23 protein-coding genes and 3 pseudogenes are annotated in these 23,544 nt (G+C 62.7%); 13 read left to right on the top strand and 13 right to left on the bottom strand.

What is annotated here, in order from left to right; genetic code table 11:
* Positions 1-20 precede the first annotated feature (20 nt).
* Positions 21-884, bottom strand: coding sequence for an NAD(P)-dependent oxidoreductase (locus tag ATY76_RS11125; protein WP_088674896.1), 864 nt, complete (start codon positions 882-884; stop codon positions 21-23).
* A gap of 204 nt (positions 885-1,088) precedes the next feature.
* Here ATY76_RS11125 and ATY76_RS11120 point away from each other — a divergent pair, with 204 nt between their 5' ends.
* The 3 genes from ATY76_RS11120 to ATY76_RS11110 all read left to right on the top strand — a co-directional run bounded on the left by ATY76_RS11120 (position 1,089) and on the right by ATY76_RS11110 (position 2,867).
* Entirely contained in the window at positions 1,089-1,535 is a 447-nt protein-coding gene (locus ATY76_RS11120) for a universal stress protein (protein WP_088674823.1), read from the top strand.
* A gap of 91 nt (positions 1,536-1,626) precedes the next feature.
* The gene (locus ATY76_RS11115; protein ID WP_088674822.1) at positions 1,627-2,541 is read left to right on the top strand and encodes a DnaJ C-terminal domain-containing protein; all 915 of its coding nucleotides are present in this window, start codon (positions 1,627-1,629) and stop codon (positions 2,539-2,541) included.
* A gap of 2 nt (positions 2,542-2,543) precedes the next feature.
* Complete coding sequence (locus tag ATY76_RS11110; RefSeq protein WP_088674821.1) at positions 2,544-2,867, top strand: chaperone modulator CbpM; 324 nt, start codon at positions 2,544-2,546, stop codon at positions 2,865-2,867.
* A gap of 18 nt (positions 2,868-2,885) precedes the next feature.
* Here the strand turns inward: ATY76_RS11110 and ATY76_RS11105 are convergent, their stop codons facing one another.
* From ATY76_RS11105 to ATY76_RS34450, 3 genes and pseudogenes are all read right to left on the bottom strand, one after another.
* Entirely contained in the window at positions 2,886-3,815 is a 930-nt protein-coding gene (locus ATY76_RS11105) for a phosphatidate cytidylyltransferase (RefSeq protein ID WP_088674820.1), read from the bottom strand.
* Positions 3,812-4,432 carry a lysophospholipid acyltransferase family protein gene (locus tag ATY76_RS11100; RefSeq protein ID WP_088674819.1) on the bottom strand — a complete coding sequence of 207 codons (621 nt, stop codon included), beginning with the start codon at positions 4,430-4,432 and terminating at the stop codon, positions 3,812-3,814. Before ATY76_RS11100 ends, ATY76_RS11105 begins: the two co-directional genes overlap by 4 nt.
* 29 nt (positions 4,433-4,461) lie before the next feature.
* A pseudogene (locus ATY76_RS34450) lies at positions 4,462-4,560 on the bottom strand (CDP-alcohol phosphatidyltransferase family protein); the annotation flags it as partial.
* A 338-nt stretch (positions 4,561-4,898) separates the two neighbouring features.
* On the opposite strand from ATY76_RS34450, the gene ATY76_RS11090 reads away from it, so the two are divergent.
* Genes ATY76_RS11090 through ATY76_RS11065 form a run of 6 tightly spaced genes read left to right on the top strand, consistent with a single transcriptional unit; the run spans position 4,899 to position 12,130 of the window.
* The gene (locus ATY76_RS11090; RefSeq protein ID WP_088674818.1) at positions 4,899-5,885 is read left to right on the top strand and encodes a BMP family protein; all 987 of its coding nucleotides are present in this window, start codon (positions 4,899-4,901) and stop codon (positions 5,883-5,885) included.
* Positions 5,886-5,893: 8 nt separating this feature from the next.
* Positions 5,894-7,306 carry an amidase gene (locus ATY76_RS11085; RefSeq protein WP_088674817.1) on the top strand — a complete coding sequence of 471 codons (1,413 nt, stop codon included), beginning with the start codon at positions 5,894-5,896 and terminating at the stop codon, positions 7,304-7,306.
* Positions 7,303-8,835: an ABC transporter ATP-binding protein gene (locus ATY76_RS11080; protein ID WP_088674895.1), complete on the top strand. Its 1,533-nt coding sequence runs from the start codon at positions 7,303-7,305 to the stop codon at positions 8,833-8,835. The genes ATY76_RS11085 and ATY76_RS11080 overlap by 4 nt, the downstream gene beginning before the upstream one ends.
* The gene (locus tag ATY76_RS11075; RefSeq protein ID WP_088674816.1) at positions 8,825-9,874 is read left to right on the top strand and encodes an ABC transporter permease; all 1,050 of its coding nucleotides are present in this window, start codon (positions 8,825-8,827) and stop codon (positions 9,872-9,874) included. The genes ATY76_RS11080 and ATY76_RS11075 overlap by 11 nt, the downstream gene beginning before the upstream one ends.
* Complete coding sequence (locus ATY76_RS11070; protein WP_088674815.1) at positions 9,871-10,815, top strand: ABC transporter permease; 945 nt, start codon at positions 9,871-9,873, stop codon at positions 10,813-10,815. Before ATY76_RS11075 ends, ATY76_RS11070 begins: the two co-directional genes overlap by 4 nt.
* A gap of 25 nt (positions 10,816-10,840) precedes the next feature.
* On the top strand, positions 10,841-12,130 hold the full coding sequence (locus tag ATY76_RS11065) for an amidohydrolase family protein (protein WP_088674814.1): 1,290 nt from the start codon (positions 10,841-10,843) through the stop codon (positions 12,128-12,130).
* A 74-nt stretch (positions 12,131-12,204) separates the two neighbouring features.
* On the opposite strand, the pseudogene ATY76_RS11060 reads toward ATY76_RS11065, so the two are convergent.
* Positions 12,205-12,621: pseudogene (locus tag ATY76_RS11060) on the bottom strand (class I SAM-dependent methyltransferase); the annotation flags it as partial.
* A 106-nt stretch (positions 12,622-12,727) separates the two neighbouring features.
* Here ATY76_RS11060 and ATY76_RS11055 point away from each other — a divergent pair.
* On the top strand, positions 12,728-13,594 hold the full coding sequence (locus tag ATY76_RS11055; RefSeq protein ID WP_088674813.1) for an alpha/beta hydrolase: 867 nt from the start codon (positions 12,728-12,730) through the stop codon (positions 13,592-13,594).
* Positions 13,595-13,669: 75 nt separating this feature from the next.
* On the opposite strand, the gene msrA is transcribed toward ATY76_RS11055, so the two are convergent.
* The 8 genes and pseudogenes from msrA to ATY76_RS11010 all read right to left on the bottom strand — a co-directional run bounded on the left by msrA (position 13,670) and on the right by ATY76_RS11010 (position 21,570).
* Positions 13,670-14,179: a peptide-methionine (S)-S-oxide reductase MsrA gene (gene msrA / locus ATY76_RS11050; protein WP_088674812.1), complete on the bottom strand. Its 510-nt coding sequence runs from the start codon at positions 14,177-14,179 to the stop codon at positions 13,670-13,672.
* A 135-nt stretch (positions 14,180-14,314) separates the two neighbouring features.
* On the bottom strand, positions 14,315-15,148 hold the full coding sequence (locus tag ATY76_RS11045) for an inositol monophosphatase family protein (RefSeq protein ID WP_088674894.1): 834 nt from the start codon (positions 15,146-15,148) through the stop codon (positions 14,315-14,317).
* A gap of 112 nt (positions 15,149-15,260) precedes the next feature.
* The gene (locus ATY76_RS11040; RefSeq protein ID WP_088674811.1) at positions 15,261-16,331 is read right to left on the bottom strand and encodes an ABC transporter ATP-binding protein; all 1,071 of its coding nucleotides are present in this window, start codon (positions 16,329-16,331) and stop codon (positions 15,261-15,263) included.
* Entirely contained in the window at positions 16,328-17,158 is an 831-nt protein-coding gene (locus ATY76_RS11035) for a carbohydrate ABC transporter permease (protein ID WP_088674810.1), read from the bottom strand. Before ATY76_RS11035 ends, ATY76_RS11040 begins: the two co-directional genes overlap by 4 nt.
* On the bottom strand, positions 17,155-18,057 hold the full coding sequence (locus ATY76_RS11030) for a sugar ABC transporter permease (protein WP_088674809.1): 903 nt from the start codon (positions 18,055-18,057) through the stop codon (positions 17,155-17,157). Before ATY76_RS11030 ends, ATY76_RS11035 begins: the two co-directional genes overlap by 4 nt.
* Before the next feature lie 271 nt (positions 18,058-18,328).
* Positions 18,329-19,559, bottom strand: a pseudogene (locus ATY76_RS11020) (sugar ABC transporter substrate-binding protein).
* A gap of 62 nt (positions 19,560-19,621) precedes the next feature.
* A complete protein-coding gene (locus tag ATY76_RS11015) occupies positions 19,622-20,524 on the bottom strand; it encodes a sugar phosphate isomerase/epimerase (RefSeq protein WP_088674807.1) in 903 nt (300 codons plus the stop codon).
* 11 nt (positions 20,525-20,535) lie between these two features.
* Positions 20,536-21,570, bottom strand: a complete 1,035-nt coding sequence (locus ATY76_RS11010; protein WP_088674806.1) for a Gfo/Idh/MocA family oxidoreductase — start codon at positions 21,568-21,570, stop codon at positions 20,536-20,538.
* A gap of 136 nt (positions 21,571-21,706) precedes the next feature.
* Between ATY76_RS11010 and ATY76_RS11005 the strand changes: the two genes are divergently transcribed.
* The 3 genes from ATY76_RS11005 (at position 21,707) to ATY76_RS10995 (ending at position 23,534) form a co-directional block, all read left to right on the top strand.
* Positions 21,707-22,750, top strand: coding sequence for a substrate-binding domain-containing protein (locus ATY76_RS11005; RefSeq protein WP_088674805.1), 1,044 nt, complete (start codon positions 21,707-21,709; stop codon positions 22,748-22,750).
* Between the two features lie 92 nt (positions 22,751-22,842).
* Positions 22,843-23,103 (top strand): type II toxin-antitoxin system Phd/YefM family antitoxin, encoded by a 261-nt coding sequence (locus ATY76_RS11000; RefSeq protein ID WP_088674804.1) that lies wholly within the window; start codon positions 22,843-22,845, stop codon positions 23,101-23,103.
* Entirely contained in the window at positions 23,103-23,534 is a 432-nt protein-coding gene (locus ATY76_RS10995; protein ID WP_088674803.1) for a type II toxin-antitoxin system VapC family toxin, read from the top strand. The genes ATY76_RS11000 and ATY76_RS10995 overlap by 1 nt, the downstream gene beginning before the upstream one ends.
* Positions 23,535-23,544: the final 10 nt, after the last annotated feature.

Below are 23,544 nucleotides of genomic sequence, written 5' to 3'. Positions count from 1 at the left end.
GCGGGGTGCCGGCAGCGGCTCTAAGGCATGACCATCGCGCCGGTTTCCGACGGTGCGAGGATCTCGTCCAGCTGCCTGACGAGGGCGCGGTCGCCGTCCACATCCGCCGCCAGCCGGGAGAAAAGCTCGGCCATGCCCCGAAAAATCGTTGCTGCCGGATCGTCCTCTCCGAGGAAATCGGCGATCTCCTGCATTTCGGCAACCCAACGATAGGCCTTCGGATACATATCGGGAATGGATTTCGACAGCTTGCGCTCGATGTCGGGAAGGCTTTCCGCGAGCTCGGCCTTCAGGCTCTCGGCGGCACCCGAGCGCGATGCGGCAAGCAGGATTGCGGCACCAAGCCCGGCAAGTCCCTTGTTGATGCCGGCATAACACATCTTCAGCGCCGATGCCGCGCCGAGCGGTCCGTCGAGCCTGCGGACTTTCAGGCTGTGCTCCTCAAGCAGCCGGCTCCGGCCCGTGCTATCGCCGCTGACATAGATCGTCGGACCAGATTTGCCGGCAGCAGGCGGACCGCCGATGATGGCGCCATCGAGGACTTCTACCCGGCTGCCTTCGAACCGCGCCGCCAGTGCCTGCATCGTTTTCGGCGCAATTGCATTGAGGTCGATGAAGGGCGGCGGCGCGGGATTCTCCCGTGATATTTCCGCGACTTGTTCGGCGACCTTGATCGCTTCCGCTGGCGGAACGATCGACAGGATCAGATCGGCCTTCGCCAGCTCCTTGAGCGCGACCGGAATCATTCCGGCTGCTTGCGCTCGTGCGATCGTCGGCTCGCTCCGGCCGTCGAGATAGGTCAGTACCTTGGCGCCATGGTCGATCAGCCGTTTGGCGACGGCGCTTCCCATCGCGCCCGATCCGATGATTGCGATATTGCCCATGTAAACCTCGATGATTGACGATATCGCGGTAAAGCTATTGCCGACGGCCGTGCCGTCAACTGCGACGATCCGCCCGAGCCCTTCCGGATGGCCGCTTCCTGCGTTGCGATGTCGCGGCATTTCTGCTTGATATCGGTCAAAGCAGAGGTGGCCGGCGCCGGGTATGATCGGCGAGGCTATTCGTATTCGGGGATATTGAGCTCAATGTATCGGACGATCATCTGCGGCATCGGCATGGGTTCCCGGGAAACGGCAATCCGCCTCCTGCGCCGGGCGGCGGCGCTGTTGGACCAAGGCGGCAGCATTGTCGTCCTGCACGTCGTCGAGAATATTCCGCACCGCCACCTCATGGATCTTCCGGAGCAATTCGAGACGACGGCGATGGCCGACTCCGAAAGGAAGCTCGTATTGCTCTGTCGGGAATTTGGTGTCCCGGCAACGGTCGAGGTTCGTATCGGCGTTGCGGCCTCCATGCTCGTGTCGGCCGCCAAGGAGAGATCGGCCGATCTCATCCTGCTGTCATCGCATGTCCCCGATATCACCGACTACGTCTTTTCCTCGATCGTCGAAAAGGTTGTGCGCCACGCGCGCTGCTCGGTTCTCATCGATCGGCGTACCGATCAGCCGCGGGAAGACGAAGCGCTGTTGTAGCTCTCCACAGCCTCCCCTCCCCTCCGGCGCCCTGACCACCTATATTTCAGGCAAATCAACGGCAGAATTGGCTGCCTGAGCGGAGACATGCATGAGCCAGGATCCCTATGAGCTTCTGGGCGTGAAGCGGGATGCGTCGCAAAAGGATATTCAAAGCGCGTTCCGTAAGCTTGCCAAGAAATTGCACCCCGATCTGAACCCCGGCGACAGAAAGGCCGAGGAGCGTTTCAAGGAAATTTCGACCGCCTACGAGATTTTGAGCGACGAAGAGAAGCGCGGACGCTTCGACCGCGGCGAGATCGATATGACGGGCGCCGAGCGGGCGCAGCGCAGCTATTATCGCGACTATGCCTCGGCCGGCAGCGCCGATAATCCCTATCGCAGCAGCGCCGGCTTTGCCGACTTCGGCGATGCCGACGACATCTTTGCGAGCTTCTTTTCACGCCGCACCGGCGGCGGCCGCGCGCGCAGCCAAGGCCAGGACCGGCGCTTTTCGATGGAGGTCGATTTTCTGGAGGCCATCAACGGCACTAGGACCGAGGTCAAGCTTCCGGATGGCCCGGCGCTCGAGGTGGGGATCCCGCCGGGAACGCGCGACGGCCAGACCTTGCGGTTGCGCGGCAAGGGGGAGCCGGGTGCTGGCGGCGGGCCGGCGGGCGATGCGCTCATCGAAATCCGTGTGCGTCCACACCGCTTCTTCACGCGCGACGGCGACGACATCCGCCTGGAGCTGCCGATTTCGCTCGGCGAAGCGGTGCTCGGCGGCAAGGTTCGCGTCCCCACGCCTTCAGGCCCCGTCAATCTGACGCTGCCGCCTCATTCCAACACCGGAAAAGTCCTGCGCCTCAAGGGCAAGGGCGTTCCGAAGCGCGGCGGCGGGCACGGCGACGTCTATGTCTCCCTGAAGATCGTCTTGCCCGATCAGCCTGACGAGCGGCTGACGTCCCTGGTGAAGGAATGGGCGGCGGCACATCCACATGATCCGAGGAAGAACATGGAGGCCTGATCATGGATGATCATGAGTTCCGTCTTTACTTGCAAATCGATGTGGTCCAGCTCGATTTCTGGATCGAACAGGGCTGGCTTATCCCGGAGACCTCAGGCGAAAAGCGACAGTTTCGCGATGCCGACGTCGCCCGCGCACGGCTGATCCTGGATCTCATGGGCAATATGGGCGTCAACGAGGCTGGCGTCGATATCGTCATGGATCTGGTCGATCAGCTTCATGGCATCAGGGGAACGATGGGCAAGCTGATGGCGGCCATTTCCAGGCAGGAGCGCGATGTCAAGCAGCGGCTGGTCGAAAGTCTCGAGGATTTGGAACGGTTTTGACGAGGCCGCGGCTCGTGCCTATGTCGTAAACCAGTAGCGAACGATATGGAAGAACAGCGGCGCCGCGAAAGTGATGGAGTCGAGGCGGTCGAGCACGCCGCCATGGCCCTCGATCACATAGCCCCAGTCTTTGGCGTTGAGATCGCGCTTGATGGCCGAGAGCACGAAGCCGCCGAAGAAGCCCGCAACCACGATGACGGTACTGACGGCCGCCGCCTGCAGGGGTGAGAACGGCGTCAGGCGATAGAGCAGCGTCCCGACGAGGATGGCCGAGGCGCCGCCGCCGATCAGGCCTTCGAGTGTCTTCGATGGGCTGATGTTCGGCGAGAAGCGATGCTTTCCGAGAAGCTTGCCCCAGACATACTGGAAGACGTCGCTGAGCTGCACGACGATGACGAGATAGACGAGGAGAAGCGCCGAAGGCGTGCCGGTCTCAAGCATCAGCAGCGCCGGCGCATGGCTGATCGAATAGACCGTCAGCATCAATCCCCATTGCACCCTGGCGGTTCGCGCCAGGAATTCGTTGACGTCGCCCGTGAGCGTTGCCACCGCCGGCAGGATCAGGAAGGCATAGACCGGGATGAAGATCGAAAACAGGCCGTACCACAGCGTCCCGAGCAGCACATATTGCACCGGCAGGACGACGAAGAAGGACAGGAACAGCGCCAGGTGATCGCCGCGCCGCGATGGCGTCAGCGTCCAGAACTCTCGGAGCGCCATGAAGGACAGGAAGGCGAAGAGGATGACCACCGCCGTATCGCCGAGCAGGATCGTGCCGCCGAAGACCGCGACCATGATCCACCAGGAGCGGATGCGGGCATTGAGGTTCTGGACGGTGGCGACGGAGCCGGGTTCGGTCGCGCGCCGTTGCAGGATGAAGCCGATGGCGGAGGCAACGGCGAGCAGGCCGAGGATCGCGGCAAGAACGATCGAGAAAAAGCTGGTCATGCGGTGCGCCCTCTGTCTGCCAGCTCGATGATCGCGGCCCGCGCCCGCGCCAGGAATGCGTCCTTGCCTTCGCCCGGTTCGACGCGCAGCGGCTTGCCGAAGCGGGCCGTGCAGGTGATCGGCACGATGAGCCAGCTTCCCTTGGGCAGAATGCGTTGTAGATTGTCGAGATGGATCGGCACGAGATCGACATCCGGGAAGCGGCAGGCAAGGCGATAGATGCCGCTGCGGAACGGGACGATCTCTTCGGTGGCGCTTCTCGTTCCCTCGGGAAAAATCAGGATCGAACGCCCTTCCTCGAGCAGGCGCTCGAGCGGCTCCAGCGGATTGCTGTCCGGCAGAGGCTTGCGGTCTATCAGGACGGCGCGCAGGCCCTTTTCCGCGATGAAGCGGCGAAAGGCGCTCGTTCCCCAATAGTCGCGCGCCGCCACCGGATGGGTCAGCCGGCGCACGTGATACGGCAGGGCGGCCATGACGGCGACGGTATCGACATGGCTGTTGTGATTGGCGAAATAGATGCGGCGGCGCGTGTCGGGCGTGCAGCCCCGCCACTCGCTTCGCGCGCCGACCATGATACGGACGAACAGCACGAGAAGACGACGGACGAGTACGGTCATGGTCTCTCCAGCGAACGGGCAAGCGTGCGCGTCACGCCGGTGCGCGCCAGCCACGCACTCAGGCCGATCGCCCGGGACGACGACCGGCTCGCGATCGGCCGCCGCGAGGCGCCTTCTTCATCATTCATTTTCTTGTGTCCCCACCCCAACAGTTCTCTGCATATCCTGCAAATATCGTCGCGCCAAGCCCTGCAGATCCGGCCCGAGCTCTCCTCGCGCCGAAGCGAAGGAGGCGCTTGTTGGAATGGAAATTCTCAACCGAAAAGCGCGGCGGCATCGGGGTGCAGCCTGCCACGCCACGTTCTTTCCGCCAAGTCGGGACGCCCGGCTGACACGCAAAAATTCGGCGGTGGTGGAAAGAGCCTAAAGGGTCGATCAGCCTGATTTTTAAGCCTGTTCTCTCCTTGACACATTTTTAGGCGCTACTATGATTTTTGAACCAGATGGTAAAAAAGGGGAGCAATCGATGACCAAAGACATCCTGATTTCACGCCGGGCCGTGATCGCATCGGGCATTGCGCTCGGCGTGAGCAGCCTCGCCCCGCTCGCAAGGGCTGCCGCCCCGCTGAAAGTTGCCGGCATTCATGCCTCGCCGGTTGAAAACGCCTGGAATTCCTGTCTTCACAAGGCCCTTCAGGACGCCGCCAAGGAAGGCGTCATCGAATATGTCTTTTCCGAAGGTGTCTCCGGCACCGATTATCCGCGCGCCATGCGCGAATATGCCGAACAGGGCAACAAGCTGATCATCGGCGAAGCCTATGCGGTGGAGAAGGAAGCCCGGCAAGTCGCGGCCGACTATCCCGAGACCGCCTTCGTGCTCGGTTCGAGCGGCGAGCAGGCCGGCGACAATTTCGGCGTCTTCGGCACGTGGAACCATGACGGCGCCTATCTGGCCGGCATGCTTGCGGGCAAGATGACCAAGTCGAACGTCGTCGGTTCGGTCGGCGCCATTCCGATCCCCGAAGTCAACATGCTGATCAACGCCTTTGCCGCAGGCGTCAAGGCTGTCAATCCCGACGCAAAGCACCTAGTCTCGTTCATCGGTACCTTCTTCGACCCGCCGAAGGCCCGCGAGGCCGGTCTCGCCCAGATCGACGCCGGCGCCGACATCCTGTTCGGCGAACGCATCGGCACGGCCGATGCCGCCAAGGAACGCGGCATCAAGTCCGTCGGTTCGCTGGTCGATTACACGCCGCGTTATCCGGACACGGTGTTTGCCAACGCCATGTGGTATTTCCGCCCGATCCTCAATGCCGCGATTGCCGATGTCGCCGCCGGCAAGCCGGTCGGCAGGAACTACACGTCCTACGGCCTGATGAAGGAAGGCGGCAGCGATATCGTCTTCGTGAAGGGCGTGGCGCCTGCCGAGGCGGAGGCCGCGATGGAAGCCAAGCGGACGGAGATCAAGGCCGGCACCTTCGAAGTGCCGAAGATGATGGAAGAGCCGAAGTAGTTCGGCTGATGCAGGGCGACGCGACGGAACTGGCGGCAGCGATCAGGCATGGCAGCCTGAGCGCTGCAGACGCGATGCAGACCTCCCTCGAGGCCGCCGCGCGGCATGAGCCGCTCGGCGCGATCGCCTATCTCGACGGCGCCATGGGCCTCGCGGCGGCGCAGGCTTGCGACCGGGAGCGGCAGCGCGCGCCCGATCGTTTCGCGGCGCGGCCCTTTGCCGGCGTGCCCACCTTGGCGAAGGATCTCGGCGGTCCCTTCCGAGGACTGCCGGTAACGGCCGGTTCCCGCCTCTTCGAGAGAAATGGCGGCGGAGCCGACTCCGATCTTGCTGCGCGGTTCCGCGAGGCCGGCTTCTGTCTGTTCGGCCTCACGACGAGCCCGGAATTCGGTCTTTCGCTCGCCAGCGAACCGGCAATCGGGCCGGTCTGTCGCAACCCGCTCGATCCCACGCGCACCGCCGGTGGCTCGTCCGGCGGTGCGGCGGCAGCCGTTGCCGCCGGGATCGTCGCGATTGCCCATGCCACCGACGCCGGCGGCTCGATCCGCGTGCCCGCCGCCTGCTGCGGTCTCGTCGGAATGAAGCCGACCCGCGGCGCCATCCCCGGCGGACCATCTTTCGGCAATCACCTTGCGGGAATCGCGAGCGAACTTGCGGTCTGCCGCTCGGTGCGGGATACGGCGCTGATCTTCAGCCGGCTGAGCGGCAATACGCGCGGACCCGTTCCGGATCTCTTCCCCGCCGATGTCGACACCGGCCGTTTGCGGGTCGGCCTGTTGACCGATACCGGACCGGCCCACCCGACGGAGGGCGATCGCCTTGCCGCCGTCGCGGACGCCGCGCGTGTGCTCGAGAAGGACGGACACGCCATCGTTCCCTTGGGCTGGGCCGACTTCGCATGGAGCGTCGCCGCCAGCGGCCGTGCCTTTGCCGATATCATTTCCGTCAACCTCTCCGCGCTCATCGAGGCGGCAGCCCTTGAGGAAAGGAGGGCCGAGCCCCTCACGCAGGCTTTTGCGATACGCGGACGAGCGCTCACGGCCACCGAACTCTGGAAAACGCTGAACGATGCGGTTCTGGTGAGCCACGCCGTCTGGGCGCTGTTCGATAAGGTCGACTGCATTCTGATGCCGATGCTCGCCTGCGCGCCTCTTGCGATCGGCTCGTTTCCGTCCGATCATGCCGACACCGATCTGCATCTGGAGCGAATGACCGCGTTTGCGCCGCTTGCCTGCCTTGCCAATATTTCAGGTTTTCCTGCTTTGACGCTGCCTTTCGGAGAGGATGAGCACGCCATCCCGCTGCCGGTGCAGCTCATGATGCCGATGGGTCACGAGCCGCGGCTTCTGTCGCTGGCGGCACGCCTGGAAGCGGAGGGGCGATGGCAGCACCGTTTTCCGGTGGCGGGGTTGCCGTCATGACCGGGCCCGTTCTGGAAATTGTCGGCGTCAGCAAACGCTTCGGCGCCAATCTCGCCAATGACGATATTTCCATGACGCTGGCCAGGGGCGAGGTCGTCGCCCTGCTCGGCGAAAACGGCGCGGGCAAGACCACGCTGATGAGCATCCTTTTCGGCCACTATGTGCCGGATGCCGGGCGAATTCTGATCGACGGCGCCGACTTGCCGCAGGGCAAGCCGCGCGCGGCGATCCGCGCCGGCGTCGGCATGGTGCATCAGCATTTCTCGCTCGCGCCCAATCTGACCGTTCTCGAAAACGTCATGACCGGCACGGAAGGCCTTTGGTCCTGGCGATCGGCAACATCGGCGGCGCGCAAGAAACTCCTGGCGATTTCGGAGCGCTTCGGCCTTCAGGTCGATCCAGATGCCCGCCTCGGCGACCTTTCCGTCGGCGAGCAGCAGCGGGTGGAGATCCTCAAGGCGCTTTACAACGATGCCCGCATCCTGATCCTCGACGAGCCGACGGCGGTGCTGACCAACATCGAAGCCGAGCGGCTGTTCACGACCCTGAAGGAAATGGCCCGCCAGGGCCTGTCGCTGATCTTCATCTCGCATAAGCTCGACGAGGTGATGGCGGCGGCAGACCGCATCGTCGTGCTGCGCGCAGGCAGGATGGTCGCTGAGCGCAGGGCATCGGAAACGAGCAAGGCGGAACTTGCCGAGCTGATGGTCGGGCACCGCGTAACGCGGCCCGTTCGCGAACCGTCGAGCCCCGGCGCCGTTGCGCTCGAGGCTTCAAGTGTGACCGTGCGAACCGGCGGCATCGATCGTCTGAAATCGATCAGTTTCCGGCTGCATCAGGGAGAGATCCTCGGCATTATCGGCGTTTCCGGCAATGGTCAGGCGGCATTGGCGCATCTTCTTTCCGGCACGCTGGCGCGCAGCGGCGGCGACCTCAGCCTGTTCGGCGTTGCGGTCGGCAATCTCGGCGTCGCCGATGTGGTCGAAGCCGGCATCGGCCGCATTCCCGAGGACCGCAACCACGAGGGCGTAATCGGCGAAATGGCGATCTGGGAAAACGCCGTCTTGGAGCGTATCACTTCGCCGGCCTTCTCGCGCCACGGCCTCGTCAACCGCAAGGCCGGCGTAGCCTTCGCGCGCGAGATCATCGACGGCTTCGACGTTCGCGGCGGCGGCCCGGCAATCCGCACGCGGCTGCTGTCTGGCGGCAATATGCAGAAGCTCATTCTCGGGCGCAGCCTCTATCGGCGGCCGCGCATCCTGATTGCGGCACAGCCTGCGCGCGGCCTCGACGAAGGTGCGGTCGCCGCCGTGCATGCGCGCCTGCTCGAAGCCCGCCGGCAGGGAACCGCTGTACTGCTGATCTCGGAGGATCTTGACGAGGTGATCGCGCTCGCGGACCGCATACAGGCGATTGTCGGCGGCCGCCTGTCGCCGCCCGTCGAGGCCGACGGCGCCGATGCCCGCAGGCTGGGGCTGATGATGGCAGGCGAATGGCAAGAGACCCGCGAGGCCGATCATGCGATTTGAGCGCCGCGAGGACCGCCCGCTTTACCTGCTGATCGTCACGCCCGTCATCGCCGTCATCGCGGCGCTGGCGCTGGCGGGCATTCTGATCTCGATCGCCGGCCCGCCTGTTTTCGATGCCTATTGGCGCATCCTGACCGGCGCCTTCGGCTCGCGGCTTTCGGCGACCGAGACACTGACGCGGGCAACGCCGCTCATGCTGACCGGTCTTGCCGCCGCCGTCGCCTTCCGGGCGCGACTCTGGAATATCGGCGCCGAGGGCCAGTTCTATCTTGGCGCCATCGCCGTTGCGGCGGCAAGCTCGAAACTGCTCGGCAATCTTCCAACGCCCCTTCTCATTCCGCTGCTGCTGCTGATCGGCGCGATTGCCGGCATGGTGCTGATTTTGATCCCGCTGTGGCTCAGGCTGCGCTTTTCCGTGGATGAGGTCGTCACCAGCCTGCTCCTGAATTTCATCGCCGTGCTTTTCGTCTCGATGCTCATAGACGGCGTCCTCAAGGATCCGCTCGCCTTCGGCTGGCCGCAGTCGCAATCCGTCAGCGATCACGCCATGCTGCCGAAGCTGATCGCCCGCTCGCGCCTGCATATCGGTTTGGCGATCGCGATCGCCCTGGCGGTCGCCGTTCACTTCGTCCAGTCCCGCACGGTGTTCGGCATGCAGTCCCGCGCTGCAGGCCTCAATCCCGCCGGCGCGGTCTTCGCAGGCGTGCCGCTCGGCAGGACGCTGGTCAAGGTCGCCTGTGTCTCGGGCGGGCTTGCGGGGCTTGCCGGCGCGATCGAGGTGATGGGCGTCAAGGGTTATGTGACGACGGACCTGTCGCCCGGCTTCGGCTATGCGGGCATCGTCGTCGCGATGCTCGCCAATCTCAATCCGCTGGGCGTGGTCTTCGCCGCCATTTTCACGGCCACCATGTTCGTCGGCGCCGATGGCATGAGCCGGGGTCTCGGCATCCCGACCTATATTGCCGACGTCACGGTGGCGCTGTCGCTCCTGACCATGCTGATCGCCTTGTTCTTCACCCAATACAGGATAAGGCGATGACGCAGCTGTTCGATATCATCGCGTCTGCCGGGCTCTGGGCGGCAATCCTGCGGATCGCCACGCCGCTGATTTTCGGCACGCTCGGTGCGCTGCTCTGCGAACGGGCCGGCGTGCTCAATCTCGGCATCGAAGGCATCATGACCTTCGGCGCGATGATCGGCTGGCTTTCCGTCTACCACGGCGCCGATCTGTGGACCGGCCTGCTGATCGCCGCGGTCGCCGGCGGCATCTTCGGCCTGCTGCATGCGTCGCTGACGGTGACGCTCGGCCTGTCCCAGCATGTCTCCGGCCTCGGCGTCACGCTCTTTGCTTCCAGTTTCAGCTATTATGTCTTCCGGCTGATCGTGCCGCTTGCCAATACGCCGCCCACCATCGTGCCGTTTCAGCCGATCGCCATCCCCGGTCTCTCGACGCTGCCGTTCATCGGCCCGGCCTTCTTTACGCAGACGGCGCCGACCTATCTTGCTATCCTTATCGCCCTGCTGATGGCCTACATTATCTTCCGAACTCCCGTGGGGCTCGCAATCCGCATGACCGGTGAAAATCCGCATGCAGCCGAAGCCCAGGGCGTCAATCCGATGAAGGTGCGATACGGTGCAGTCATCATCGGCAGCGCCCTGATGGGAATGGGCGGCGCTTTCCTGACATTGTCGGCGTTCAACAGCTTCTTCCCGACGATGGTGCAGGGGCGCGGCTGGATCTGCATCGCGCTTGTCGTGTTCGCCTCATGGCGGCCGGGCCGGGCACTCTTCGGCGCCCTGCTCTTCGCCTTCTTCGATGCGTTTCAGCTTCGGCTGCAAACCGCGCTGAGCGGGCTCGTGCCCTATCAGCTCTTCCTGATGACGCCCTATATCCTTTCCATTGCCGCCCTTGCCGTCATGGCCCGCCGCGCCCGCGTCCCGCAGGCGCTGATGCAGCCCTATCGCCGCGGCGAGCGCTAAAGCCGTCTTTTCCAGCGAGGTTCCAATGTTCGATCTAATCGTCAGAAATGCAAATCTCCGCGATGGCCGAACCGGCGTCGATATCGGTGTCGAGGGCGGCAGGATCGTTGCCGTCGAGCGCAATCTGCAGGCGCAGGCGGCAGAGGAAATCGACGCAACCGGCAGGCTGGTGAGCCCGCCCTTCGTCGATCCGCATTTCCATATGGACGCCACCCTGTCGCTCGGGCTGCCGCGCATGAACGTCTCCGGCACGCTGCTCGAGGGCATCGCGCTCTGGGGGGAGCTGCGCCCCATCGTGACGCGGGAAGAATTGGTCGATCGCGCGCTGCGCTATTGCGATCTCGCGGTCACGCAAGGCCTGCTTTTCATCCGCAGCCATGTCGATACGAGCGATCCCAGATTGGTGACCGTCGAGGCGATGATCGAAGTCCGCGAAAGGGTCGCGCCCTATATCGATTTGCAACTGGTCGCCTTTCCCCAGGACGGTTATTACCGCTCGCCGGGGGCGATTGACGCGCTCAACCGGGCGCTCGACATGGGCGTCGATATCGTCGGCGGCATTCCCCACTTCGAACGGACCATGGGCGACGGTACGGCTTCGGTCGAGGCGCTCTGCCGCATCGCCGCCGATCGTGGCCTGCCGGTCGACATGCATTGCGACGAAACCGACGATCCGCTCTCGCGCCATATCGAGACGCTGGCCGCGCAAACCATCCGCTTCGGCCTGCAGGGACGTGTCGCCGGCTCGCATCTGACCTCGATGCATTCGATGGACAATTATTATGTTTCCAAGCTCATCCCGCTGATGGCGGAGGCCGAGATCAACGTGATCCCCAATCCGCTGATCAACATCATGTTGCAGGGCCGGCACGATACCTATCCGAAACGCCGCGGCATGACCCGGGTGCGCGAGCTGATGGATGCGGGGCTGAATGTCTCCTTCGGGCACGATTGCGTCATGGATCCCTGGTATTCGATGGGATCCGGCGACATGCTGGAGGTCGGCCACATGGCGATCCATGTCGCGCAGATGGCCGGCATCGACGACAAGAAAAGGATCTTCGACGCGCTGACCGTCAATTCGGCGAAGACGATGGGGCTTGCAGGCTATGGCCTGGAGAAAGGATGCAATGCGGACCTCGTCATCCTCCAGGCGAGTGATACGCTGGAAGCGCTGCGGCTGAAGCCGAACCGGCTGGCGGTGATCCGCCGCGGCAAGGTCGTCGCCCGCTCGGCGCCGCGCATCGGCGAGCTCTTCCTGGACGGGCGTCCGGCACGGATCGACGGCGGCCTGGACTACATACCGCGCTATTGAGAGGTGGCGGCGCGTATAACTATTCCGCCGCCCGGCGAGCGGTGATGATCCACGCCTGCGAGTCGAACAGCACACCGCTCCGCGCTTTGCCACACCATCCAAACCAGCCGCCCGCCGGGACGTATCGCCCGGCCGATATTGGCAAAGGCCTCTGCCGGATCGGCAAAAAACATCACGCCGAACCGGCTGACGCAGAGGTCGAAACTTGCCGTCGGGAATGGGTGGAATTGCGCGTCGCCCTGTTCGAACGCTACATTCCGCAAACCTTCCCCAGCGCTCCGCTGCCTTGCGACTGCGAGCATCTCTGCGGAAGTATCCACGCCGACCGCTTCCCCCTGCCTCGCGGCACGGGCCGCCTCGCGCGTCGTCTTCCCCGCACCGCAGCCGATGTCGAGCACCCGGTCGGCCGCGCCGACATCGGCAACATCCCGAAGGTGCCGATTGTGCCGCGCCAATTCCGCATCATAAAAATCAGCGCGATCCCATGCCATGACACTCGTCCTCCTCTGACTTGGCGTCCGCCAAAAACAGATTGCATATCAGGATCAGTTGTGCAAGGCTAAACCAGTTTCAATATGCAATCGGAAATGTGACGCCATGGAAGCAATAAGCTCGTCTCCCGTCGCCGACAGGATTGTCGAATTCAACGGAGTACAGCTCCAGACTCAGGCATTCGGCGATCCGGCCAACCCGCCCGTGCTGCTGATCATGGGCGTGATGTCCTCGATGTTGTGGTGGCCGGAACGGTTCTGCGAGGCGCTCGCCGCCCAAGGGCGCTACGTCATCCGCTACGACCAGCGCGACACCGGCCTTTCCACGCATTATCCGCCAGGCAAACCCGGCTATTCGTTCAGCGATCTCTCCGATGACGCGATCGCCATTCTCGACGCCTATGGCATCGAGACCGCGCATCTCGTCGGCATGTCGATGGGCGGTTTCGTGGCGCAGGAAGCCGCGTTGCGCCTTCCCCGGCGGGTGCGGACACTCACCCTGATCAGCTCTTCGCCGGTCGGAGTTGACGGCCTGCCCTCCTCCACCGCAGCTTACAAGGCACACTCCGCCGCCGCCGAAAGCATCGACTGGTCCGACCTTGCAGCCATCGCCGATTTCCTGCGCCGCGATTCAGCCATGCTTGCCGGCACCGGGCATCCGCACGACGCCGAGGCGGTGAGCGCCCTGATCGCGCGCGACATGAACCGCGCACCGTCTTTTGTCAGTGCGACGAACCATTTCATGCTGTTGAGCGACGATAAGGGTGTCACGCTGCGTGCGTCCGATATAAAGACGCCGGTTCTCGTCATCCATGGCACGTCGGATCTGCTATTCCCAATCGAGCACGCAGAGGCCTTCGCGCATGTTGTTCCGAATGCAAAGCTGCACCGGATTGCCGGCGGAGGACACGAAATTCACGATCGGGACATCGATGAGGTGGTGCGCGTGATTGCCGGCCATACACTGTCCTGAAGGTCAAGTCAGCGCCAAGCAAACGCTGGCGCGATGCATGGCCGGCATCCGTATGCCGGCCATGCATGAACAGCGTCAGGCAATCTTCTGACGGGCCGGGAGCTTCCAGCCGGGCCGGACGAAATGGCAGGTGTAGCCGTTCGGTATCCGCTCCAGATAATCCTGGTGCTCGGGTTCGGCCTCCCAGAAATCGCTGACAGGCACGACTTCGGTGACGACCTTGCCGGGCCAGAGGCCCGATGCGTCGACATCGGCGATCGTATCGCGGGCGACACGCTCCTGCTCTGGGCTCGTGTAGAAGATCGCCGAACGATAGCTCGTGCCGACGTCGTTGCCCTGGCGGTTGCGCGTGGTCGGGTCGTGGATCTGGAAGAAGAATTCGAGGATGTCCCGATAGCTGATCCGGGCCGGATCGAAGATGATCTCGATCGCCTCGGCATGGGTTCCGTGATTACGGTAGGTGGCGTTCGGCACATCACCGCCGGTATAGCCGACGCGGGTCGAAATCACGCCCTTATAGCGGCGGATGAGGTCCTGCATGCCCCAGAAGCAGCCGCCGGCGAGCACTGCACGTTCTTCGGTCATTGGGTGTCTCCTTTGTTTGCCCAAAGATAGTGTCTCGCGCCGCCGATTTCCATAAGAGGCGCCATGAGCGCAGTCTTGCTATCACCGCCAATTGAAGATGACGCTGAGACCTATGTCGCTGCCGGTTGAAAACAATCAGGCTTTGCTTTGAAAGCCTTCCTTGAGCCAGGGATGCAGCGCCTGGCTGGCGGCGAGGATATCGCCTTTCCCGTCGACTTCCGCGCCGGAAAAACGGCTGACGATGCCGCCTGCCTCTTCGACCATCAGCGCCGATGCGCCGAAATCATGGATCGAGAGCCCGTCCTCAAAGAAACCGTCCAGCCGGCCGCACGCGACATAGGCGATCGACAAAGCCGCCGAGCCGAGGCGGCGGACGCCCGCCGTGTTGGCCATCAGGCGTTTGATCGCGTCGAAATAGGTCTCTTCCGCAACGGCCTTGACCTGGCCGGGAATCGGCAGACCGGCGCCGATCAGCACGTTCTCGATGTCGTCGACATCGGCGCAGCGGATGCGCTCGCCATTAAGATAGGCGCCGCCGCCGAGTTCGGCGCTGAACAGTTCATCCTGCATGGCGTCATAGACGACACCCGCGACCATTCTGCCGCCTTCGGCGATCGAGATCGTTATGCCGAAATGCGGAACGCCCCACGCATAGTTCGTTGTGCCGTCGATCGGGTCGATGTAGATGATCGGCGCCTCCGGCCCGGCCGTGCGGTTGCCGACGGCCTCCTCTCCCTGGATGGCGTAATCGGGGAAGGCCTTGACCATTTCGTCGACGATGATCCGTTCGACGGCGACATCGATCTCCGTCTGGTAATCGCGCGGCGCCTTGGCCAGCATTTCCGCCGACGTCCGCCGCCGAAGCGAGGCGCGGGCGGTTTCGCCCGCTTTCAAGACGGTTTCGGCCAGAACGATGAGGCGGGGCGACGCGGCCGGCGAAAGACGCGCTGATATCGGGGAGGATGCCATGAGAAGATCCGGATGCTGCAGATGTGACGGAAATGACTCGTGCGGAAGCAATCCCTTCGCAGAGGCCGATGATGGTTTTATGAAGCTGACCACCGCCCCTGTCCACCAGTTGTTATATCAATCGGTCCGTCGACGCATCGAAGAGATGGATCTGGGCCGGATCGACCGAGAGGCCAATCATGTCCCCCGCCTTGACCCTGTCGCGGCGCGTCTCAACGATTGTCAGTTCCGGTTCGGTGGCTGCGACGATGAAGGTCGAAGAGCCGGTCGATTCGACGAAGGCAATCGGGACGTCGAAGCTGCCCTGCCCGGGAGCGACGACCTCGATATGTTCCGGCCGGATGCCCGCGACGAGTTTGCGCCCGGGTTCGACGGCGCGTGCCAGCGCAAGCTTCTGCTTCACCGCGCCGAAATCCAGGACCAGACCCTTGCCGTCTTCCGCGACGATCGCCGGAATGAAATTCATCGCCGGTGAACCGATAAAGCCGGCCACGAACCTGTTCGCCGGCCGGTCGTAGAGATCGAGCGGCGCGCCCTGCTGTTCGATGATGCCGTCACGCATCACCACCACATGATCGGCCATCGTCATCGCTTCCACCTGGTCGTGGGTGACGTAGACGAAGGTTGCGTTCAGCCGGTCGTGCAGCGCTCGGATTTCCTTGCGCATGTGGACGCGGAGCGCCGCATCGAGGTTGGAGAGCGGCTCGTCGAACAGGAAGGCCTTGGGATGGCGGATGATGGCGCGGCTCATGGCGACGCGCTGCCGCTGGCCGCCGGAAAGCTCGCGCGGATAACGCTTGAGCAGATGCGAAAGGCCTGTCGTCGCCGCCACGTCCTCGGCCGCTTTCTTGGCTTCCGCCTTGGCGACGCCGCGGATGCGCAGGCTGTAGGTCAGGTTCTCCTCGACCGTCATATGCGGATAGAGCGCATAGGACTGGAAGACCATGGCAACGTCGCGCTTGCGCGGCGGCACGCCGTTCATCAGCTCGCCCGCGATCTTGAGGTCGCCGGTCGAGATGCTTTCGAGACCGGCAAGCGAGCGCAGCAGCGTGGACTTGCCGCAGCCCGAAGGACCCACGAGTGCGACGAAGGTGCCCTTGGCGATCGATAGATCGATGTTTTTCAGGGCGTGGAAGGCGCCGTAATATTTGTTGACGCCTCTGAGCTCGATCTGTGTGGTCATTTAAGGGCTCCAGAGGTGAGGCCGGATACGATGCGGCGCTGCAAGAGAACGAAGATGGCAAGGATCGGCGTCACATACATCGTGGCGTAGGCCATGATGTCGTTCCACTCGTTGGTGTTCGGACCCATGAAGGAGTTGAGGCCTACACTTGCCGGCTGAAGCTCGGCGGCCTGGATCATCGATTTCGAATAGACGAATTCGCCGAAGGCCTGCATGAAGATGAGGATGGCGCTGACGAGGATGCCGTTGCGGGCGAGCGGCAATACGATGTTGAAGAAGGCGCCGACACGCGAATTGCCGTCGACGAGGGCTGCTTCCTCCAGTTCCTGCGGAACACTCATGAAGGTGGCCCTCACCAGGACGACGAAGAAGGGCATGCTCTTTGCCGCAATTGCGATGACGACGGCAAGGCGGGGATAGTTGAGCAAGCCGATCTGCGAGAAGCCGACGAAGATCGGCGTGATCATCAGCGATGCCGGCAGGACCTGCAGCATCAGAATCAGGAACAGGCCCACATCGACCCAGACGTTGCGGTATCTGGCGAGCACATAGGCGCAGCCGACGCCGAGCACGGTGATCAGCGTCATGGCGCCGAGCGCGATGATCAGCGAGTTCCAGAGATAGCGGCCCATGTCGCGGCTTTCCCAGACATAGGTGTAGGTGCCCCATTGTGGGGCGGCCGGCCAGAAGCTCGGCGGCGTGGCGAACATCTCCGAGCCGCTTTTCAGCGCCGTGATGTACATCCAGTAAAGCGGGAAGAGATAGATCGCCGCCATGACGATCGATATTGCCAGCATCAGCCGGTCGCGGTTCGTGGTTGTGCTCATCCGCGCACCTCATGACGTGTGGAGCGGACATAGACGACGGACGCGAACATCACGAAGACGATCATGATCACGGAGATCGTCGCGCCTTTGGCGAAATCATACTGGCGGAAGGAGAGATCCCAGGCCCAATATTGCGTGACGTTCGACGAGTTGTTCGGCCCGCCCGAGGTGATCGCGGCGAAGAGATCGAACTGCTGCAGGGTGAAGATCAGGCCGAGCGCGATGATGGCGCCGATCGTCGAGCGCATCATCGGCAGCGTGATCGTCCAGAAGCGCTGCCACACATTGGCGCCATCGAGTTCGGCCGCTTCGTAGAGATCGGCGGGAATGCCGGCAAGCCCGACGGACAGCAGGATCATGTTGAACGAGGTGCCGAGCCAGATATTGGCGATAATGACGGCATAAAGCGAATAATGCGGGTCCGAGCGCCAGAAGATATTGCCGGAGATGATGCCGCTTTCCCTGAGGATGAAATTCAGCACACCGAAATCACCCGAGAGAATCCAGTTCCAGATGGCGCCGACGACGAGGCCGGGCATCACCCAGGAGACGAGAAACAGCCCGCGCATCCATGAGGCTCCGGGAAAATTAACCCAGAAGAACAGCGCCAGGCCGAAGCCGATCAGGAACTGGCCGGCGATGGAGCCGGTGACGAAGAGGACGGTATTATAGAGGATCGGCAGCGTTTCCGGCTGCGCGAAGAGGTCGGTGTAATTCTTGAAGCCGACAAAGGGGCGCGAGAAAGTGCCGAGGCTGAACATGTCAACCTCCTGGAAGCTCATCACCACATTGTAGATGAGCGGCAGCCCCGCCATCAGGAACAGAAAGCCGAGCGGGAAAGCGACGAGCACGATATCGAAACCGCGGCCGTCTCTGACGCTCATCAGGATCCTCTTCATGCGTCCTCCGATGCTCCGATCGGGGCCGCCTGACGCATGATGCGGGAGACGGCCCCTGCCGGGAGGAAATGGTTGATGGTCGTTGCGCCATCGGTGGGTAGTCCCTTCTCCCCAGCGGGGAGAAGGTGGCCCGAAGGGTCGGATGAGGGGGGCGACAGGCTCGGCGTCTGCTGTTCTTCACTTGCGTTCAGAACGCTCGTCGCTTTGCTCCTCACCCCCTCATCTGCCCGTTGGGCATCTTCTCACCGCTGGGGAGAAGGGGGAGCAAGCCTCAGCCTAGTACAGCCTTGATCTTATCCGCGGCCTGGTCGAGCGCGTCCTTCGGGCTCATCTGGCCGGTCAGTGCCGCCTGGATGGCATCCTGGATCGCCTTGGAGATCTTCGGCCATTGCGGATGCGGTCCGCGCGGCTTGGCGTATTTCAGCTGCTCGAGGAAGACCTTGAGGGCGGCGTCCTTCAGCGGCTGGCCGGTCTCAGGGATCGAGATGTCGGAACGGGCCGGAAGCTGGCCGAAATTCTTGAACATCTTGTCGTCCTGCGAGGCGAAATATTCGAGCGCCTTGAAGGCTTCGGCCGGGTGTTTGCTGGTGGCGAAGATCGCCCAGTTGAAGTCGCCCATGGCCGACGAGCGCTCGGCCCCTTCCTTGGGAACCGGAAGCAGGGTGACGCCCCAGTCGAATTTCGCTTCCTGCGTCATGCGATCGAGCTCCCATGGACCCGAGATCGCCATGGCCGCATTGCCGGAATTGAAGGTGCCTGTGGAATCCCACTGGCCGCGCGTCAGAGTGTCGGGAGAAGCGAGCTTCTCGTCGATGATCGTCTTCCAGACCTCCAGCGCTTTCACCGCGCCATCGGCGTTGATGTGCTCATAGCTGCCGCCGCCCATCTGGGCCCAGGGAAGAAACTGGAAGGTGCCCTCCTCGTTGGCCTTGGCCGAGAAAGCGAGACCATAGACGTTCTTGGCGGGGTCCGTGAGCTTGCGCATCTTCGACCAGTTCGTCCCAGGTCTGCGGCGGCTTGTTCGGGTCGAGGCCCTTCGCCTTGAACATGTCCTTGTTGTAGTAGAGCGCGATCGTGTTGGTCGCCTTCGGCACGCCGTAATATTTGCCGTCCCATTCGACCGACTTTAGCGGCCCGGGGAAATAATTCTCCGGTTTGATGACGGTCGACTTCGAGATCATGTCGGTGAGGTCGAGGAAGGCGCCGCGCGACGAGAACAGCGCATGCTCCGGATTGTCGACGGCGATGATGTCCGGCGCCTGGCCGGTGGCATAGGCGCGCATCGCCTCGGTGACGACGTCATCGAACTGGATCAGCCGGTATTCGATCTTGATGCCGTTGTTCTGGGCATTGAATTCCTTGACGAGGTTCGGCGCCGGCTGGATATCCTTATCAAGCGACCAGAGCGTCAGGGTGACGTCCTCGGCCTTGGCCGAGAGGCCGAAAAGCGAAACGCCTGCAAGCGCCAGAGCGCCGAGAATTGCATATTTGCGGATAGCCATGGTTCTCCTCCTTTGTGGTTATCCCCGTTCCCGGCAATTCCTCCTTGCCGGCCACGATATCATCAGACCGGATCGACGACGAATTCGCCGCCCCGGGCATGCTTGAGGTGGTTCAACGCGTAGACTTGGCCGGTCATTTCCAGTTCGTCGCGATAGACCGGGTCGTGCCAGCCTTCGATATCGATCGAACCCGACCAGCCGGCGAGGCGCAGCTCGGAAATGATGTCGGTCCAGTTGCTGTCGCCGAAGCCCGGCGTGCGCATGAAGACGAATTTCTCCTTGCCGAAGATGCCGTGTTCCTTGATGACTTCCCAGCGGATGGTCGCGTCCTTGCCGTGGACATGGAAGATCTTATGCGCCCATTTGCGGATCTGCGGCATGGGGTCGATCAGATAGACCATCTGATGGCACGGCTCCCATTCCAACCCTATATGATCATCCGGCGTCTCGTTGAAGATCAGCTCCCAGGCGTCGGGATTATGGGCGATGTTCCAGTCGCCGCTTGCCCAGTTGCCGTCCATGGCGCAATTTTCGAAGGCGATCCTGATGCCTTTGTCGGCGGCGCGCTTGGCGAGCTCGCTCCAGATCTGCTTGTAGCGTGCAAGGCTGTCGGTCAGCGGCTTGCCGCGGACGCGACCGGTGAAACCGGCGACGCAGGTCGCGCCGAAATGATGGGCATTGTCGATGCAGTCTCTCCAGCCCTGCAGGGTCTCGAGGTCGATCGCCGTCTCCTCAAGCGGATTGCCGAACATGCCGAGCGTCGAGATGGTGATGTCGCGGTCGCCGATCGCATCGAGGCAGCGCTTGCCGAGTTCGGCAAGGTCCTGCCCCTTGGTCGTCTGCCAGAAAAAGGGTTCGAAGCTCTCGAAGCCCAGGTCGGCAATCTGGCCGATGCGCTGGGCGGCATCGCCTTTGTTGCCGCTGACCATGGTGCCGATGCGAATTGATTTTGCGGGATTGCTCACGTCACTTCATCCTATTCTGAAATTTCGATGCGCCGGCCGGTCTTTGCGCTTTCGATCGCGCCGAAGACCATGGCGAGGCTTCTGATATTGTCGGAATTGACGGTTTCGGGCTGCTTGCCGCCGCGGATCGCCGCAATGAAATCGGCGATGACGCTGGCGTGGCCGTGGGTTTCCTCGTCATGCTCGGGACCGGGAACGTTTACGGAAGCAGAGCCACGGAGAAGGCCGGGCTCTTCGCCGGCGACGGCTGCCTTGAAACTCTCCTCACCGTCCCAGATGAGCATTCCCTTCGAGCCGACGAGACGCCACTGGCTTTCCCAGCTGGTGCGCTCGCCTTCGGCGCACCAGGAGCCGCGATAGGTGAAGACGATATCGTCGGAAAATTCGAAGATGGCGTTCGCCGAAGCGCCGTGCCGATACCAGGAACCCTTCGGATTGCGCTCGACGCAATAGACGGCGAGCGGCTTCCTGTCCGCGACGAAGCGGGCCGCATCGAAAGTATGGATCGCCATGTCGAGGAGAAGCACATTGTCCATTTCCTCGCGGAAGCCGCCGAAATGTGGCGCGAGGAAGAAGTCGCAGTGAATGCCGGTCAGTTCGCCGATCGCGCCGCTTTCAACGAAACGGCGCAGGCGCCGGACACCCGATATGAAGCGGCGATTCTGGATGACGGCGTGGATGCGGCCGGTTTCGGCGGCGAGATCGATCAGCGCGGCCCCCTCGGCGAGTGAGGCCGCCATCGGCTTTTCGCTGAGCACGTGGCACCCTGCCCTCAGCGCCGTCGAAACGACGTCGTACCGGGCTGCCGGAATGACGATATCGAAGACGAGATCGGCCTTCGTCGCAGCGATGACTTCGGAAAGCTCAGAGCCGATGACGGCGCCGTCCAGACCGAACTCGGCGGCGAGCTTTTCCGCCGTCTCCCGGTTCAGGTCGACAAGGCCGACGATGGCGATGGAATCGGCGAGCTCAGGGTTGGACGCGATGGCGCGCAACCAACCTTTGGACATAGCTCCGCACCCGCACAGAATGGCACTGAATTTCACGATTTCCTCCGATGGAATGGCGCCAACTCTCCTCGTGACACGCATCCCGTAAACGTTTACGAATGTAGGCGAAAACATTTTGAACTGTCAATAGAGGCCAATCGCGAAAATGCGGACCAAGGGAAAACCGTCGTCAATGAGAGGGATTCGTCAGCTCGCGGAGCACCTTGATATTTCGATCGGCACGGTTTCCCGGGCGCTGAACGGTAAGCCCGATGTGAACGAGGAAACTCGCCGGCGCGTGCTGGCGGCCGCCGAGGAGCTCGGCTATGTCGCCAACCAGTCGGGGCGGAGCCTCCGGCAGGGAGAGACGAAGGTCATCGGCCTGATGATCGAATCCAGCCAGGAGGCGGTGGAAAATGCCGACAACTTCTTCCTCGGCGTCACCAGCGGCCTGCAGCATGTCTTTGCTCGCCACAAGCTCGATCTGCTCATGCTGCCCTGCCCGAGCGACGAGGACCCGTGCGAATATCTGAAGCGCATGGTGGCGCGGCGTGTCGTCGATGCGATGATCATCTCGAACACGCAGCGCATCGATCGCCGTATCGATCTACTCTCGCGGGCAAGGATCCCCTTCGCTGCCGTCGGCCGCAGTCTTTCGGCCGGCAATTTCCCCTGGATCGACCTCGATTTCGAAGGCGTCGCCGAACGCGCCGTCGAACGGCTGGCCGCGCGCGGCCACCGCCGAATTGCGATCACCGCGCCCTCGAGCGAGGTCAACCTCGGCTATGTCTTTGTCGAAAGCTATCGCCGTGCGCTCGAAAAGCATGGCATCCCCTTCGATCCGTCGCTCGTCATCCGCGTCAAGTCGAGCGAACAGGGCGGCTATCAGGCGGCGCATGAACTGCTGCTGCTTGAGGACCGGCCGACGGCGGTGGTCCTGATCTACGAGCTGATGGCGATCGGCCTTTACCGTCGCCTGATGGAATCGGGCATTGTGCCCGGCCGCGACCTCGCGGTGATCGGCTTCCGCGATGCGCCGCGCGCACGCTTCCTGCAGCCCTCGCTCAGTTGTTTCCGCATGTCGCTCTACGATCTTGGCATCGCACTCGGCGAGATGCTTCTCGCCAACATGCCGGCCTATCGCGAGGTCTACCCGGATGGTAGCCGCAACATCATCTGGCCGCTGGAACTGGTGCCGGGGGAAAGCGATGCCTTTGAGATCGAGGCGATGGTCTGAGGACTGTTTTCCTGTTTGCCCGAGCAGGCTCTGTCCTCGGGACCTTGTAAAGTGAATTGAATGTAGTATATTTCTGAGTAAATGTAGTATGGATGATTTCGATGAAAATGTCCTTCATGACCAGCGCCACCTTCAACCAGAATCCGAGTAAGGCGAAGAAGGAGGCGAGCGAGCGTCCGCTCGTGATCACCGATCACGGAGAGGCGGCCTATGTGCTTGTCAGCTATGCGGAATTCCAAGCGAACTGGAAGGCGCCGAAGACTCTCTTTGCCGCATTGCGCGATCCGCAGGCTGACGAAAGGGAATTCGAGCCCGAGCGACTGGACTTCGATAACAGAACGGTCGAGTTCTGATGGCATTCCTGCTCGATACGAATGTTGTCTCGGCCGCGCGGAGGGTCGAGCGACAGGCGCTGGAATTCCAGGGGTTTATGAAGGAATTTTCTGTTGCCGACGCGTATCTCTCGGCGGTCACGATCATGGAAATCCAGTTCGCCATCCAACGCGAGCAGACAAGAGATTCCAACTTTGCCGAGGATCTGCGCCGCTGGATGGATGAAATCGTGCTTGTCGAATTCGCCAACCGCATCCTGCCGTTTGATACAGCGACAGCCAGCCGGGCCGGCCTGCTGCCAACCTCGGACAAGCGCCCCTCCGCTGACGGGATGATCGCTGCCACTGCACTGGAACACGAGCTTAAACTCGTGACGCGCAATGTCGCGCATTTCCTCCCCTTCGGGGTCGAATGCGTCGATCCCTGGCGCCCGGCCGCGGCGCGGAGCTGAGCGACGGGCA

The organism is Rhizobium sp. R339 (assembly GCF_002211395.1).
Lineage (GTDB): Bacteria > Pseudomonadota > Alphaproteobacteria > Rhizobiales > Rhizobiaceae > Rhizobium.
Note: the sequence above shows the minus strand (reverse complement) of the source record. Positions and strands in the feature narration are given on the sequence as shown.

Excerpts from the sequence above, each read along its gene's own strand:
- ATY76_RS11035 (WP_088674810.1), bottom strand. The coding sequence starts at position 17,158 with ATGAGCACAACCACGAACCGCGACCGGCTGATGCTGGCAATATCGATC.
- ATY76_RS11100 (WP_088674819.1), bottom strand. The coding sequence starts at position 4,432 with ATGACCGTACTCGTCCGTCGTCTTCTCGTGCTGTTCGTCCGTATCATG.
- ATY76_RS11075 (WP_088674816.1), top strand. The coding sequence starts at position 8,825 with ATGCGATTTGAGCGCCGCGAGGACCGCCCGCTTTACCTGCTGATCGTC.
- ATY76_RS11105 (WP_088674820.1), bottom strand. The coding sequence starts at position 3,815 with ATGACCAGCTTTTTCTCGATCGTTCTTGCCGCGATCCTCGGCCTGCTC.
- ATY76_RS11080 (WP_088674895.1), top strand. The coding sequence starts at position 7,303 with ATGACCGGGCCCGTTCTGGAAATTGTCGGCGTCAGCAAACGCTTCGGC.
- ATY76_RS11005 (WP_088674805.1), top strand. The coding sequence starts at position 21,707 with ATGAGAGGGATTCGTCAGCTCGCGGAGCACCTTGATATTTCGATCGGC.
- ATY76_RS11000 (WP_088674804.1), top strand. The coding sequence starts at position 22,843 with ATGATTTCGATGAAAATGTCCTTCATGACCAGCGCCACCTTCAACCAG.
- ATY76_RS11030 (WP_088674809.1), bottom strand. The coding sequence starts at position 18,057 with ATGAAGAGGATCCTGATGAGCGTCAGAGACGGCCGCGGTTTCGATATC.
- ATY76_RS11115 (WP_088674822.1), top strand. The coding sequence starts at position 1,627 with ATGAGCCAGGATCCCTATGAGCTTCTGGGCGTGAAGCGGGATGCGTCG.
- ATY76_RS11120 (WP_088674823.1), top strand. The coding sequence starts at position 1,089 with ATGTATCGGACGATCATCTGCGGCATCGGCATGGGTTCCCGGGAAACG.
- ATY76_RS10995 (WP_088674803.1), top strand. The coding sequence starts at position 23,103 with ATGGCATTCCTGCTCGATACGAATGTTGTCTCGGCCGCGCGGAGGGTC.
- ATY76_RS11040 (WP_088674811.1), bottom strand. The coding sequence starts at position 16,331 with ATGACCACACAGATCGAGCTCAGAGGCGTCAACAAATATTACGGCGCC.
- ATY76_RS11110 (WP_088674821.1), top strand. The coding sequence starts at position 2,544 with ATGGATGATCATGAGTTCCGTCTTTACTTGCAAATCGATGTGGTCCAG.
- msrA (WP_088674812.1), bottom strand. The coding sequence starts at position 14,179 with ATGACCGAAGAACGTGCAGTGCTCGCCGGCGGCTGCTTCTGGGGCATG.
- ATY76_RS11055 (WP_088674813.1), top strand. The coding sequence starts at position 12,728 with ATGGAAGCAATAAGCTCGTCTCCCGTCGCCGACAGGATTGTCGAATTC.
- ATY76_RS11125 (WP_088674896.1), bottom strand. The coding sequence starts at position 884 with ATGGGCAATATCGCAATCATCGGATCGGGCGCGATGGGAAGCGCCGTC.
- ATY76_RS11070 (WP_088674815.1), top strand. The coding sequence starts at position 9,871 with ATGACGCAGCTGTTCGATATCATCGCGTCTGCCGGGCTCTGGGCGGCA.
- ATY76_RS11065 (WP_088674814.1), top strand. The coding sequence starts at position 10,841 with ATGTTCGATCTAATCGTCAGAAATGCAAATCTCCGCGATGGCCGAACC.
- ATY76_RS11085 (WP_088674817.1), top strand. The coding sequence starts at position 5,894 with ATGCAGGGCGACGCGACGGAACTGGCGGCAGCGATCAGGCATGGCAGC.
- ATY76_RS11090 (WP_088674818.1), top strand. The coding sequence starts at position 4,899 with ATGACCAAAGACATCCTGATTTCACGCCGGGCCGTGATCGCATCGGGC.
- ATY76_RS11045 (WP_088674894.1), bottom strand. The coding sequence starts at position 15,148 with ATGGCATCCTCCCCGATATCAGCGCGTCTTTCGCCGGCCGCGTCGCCC.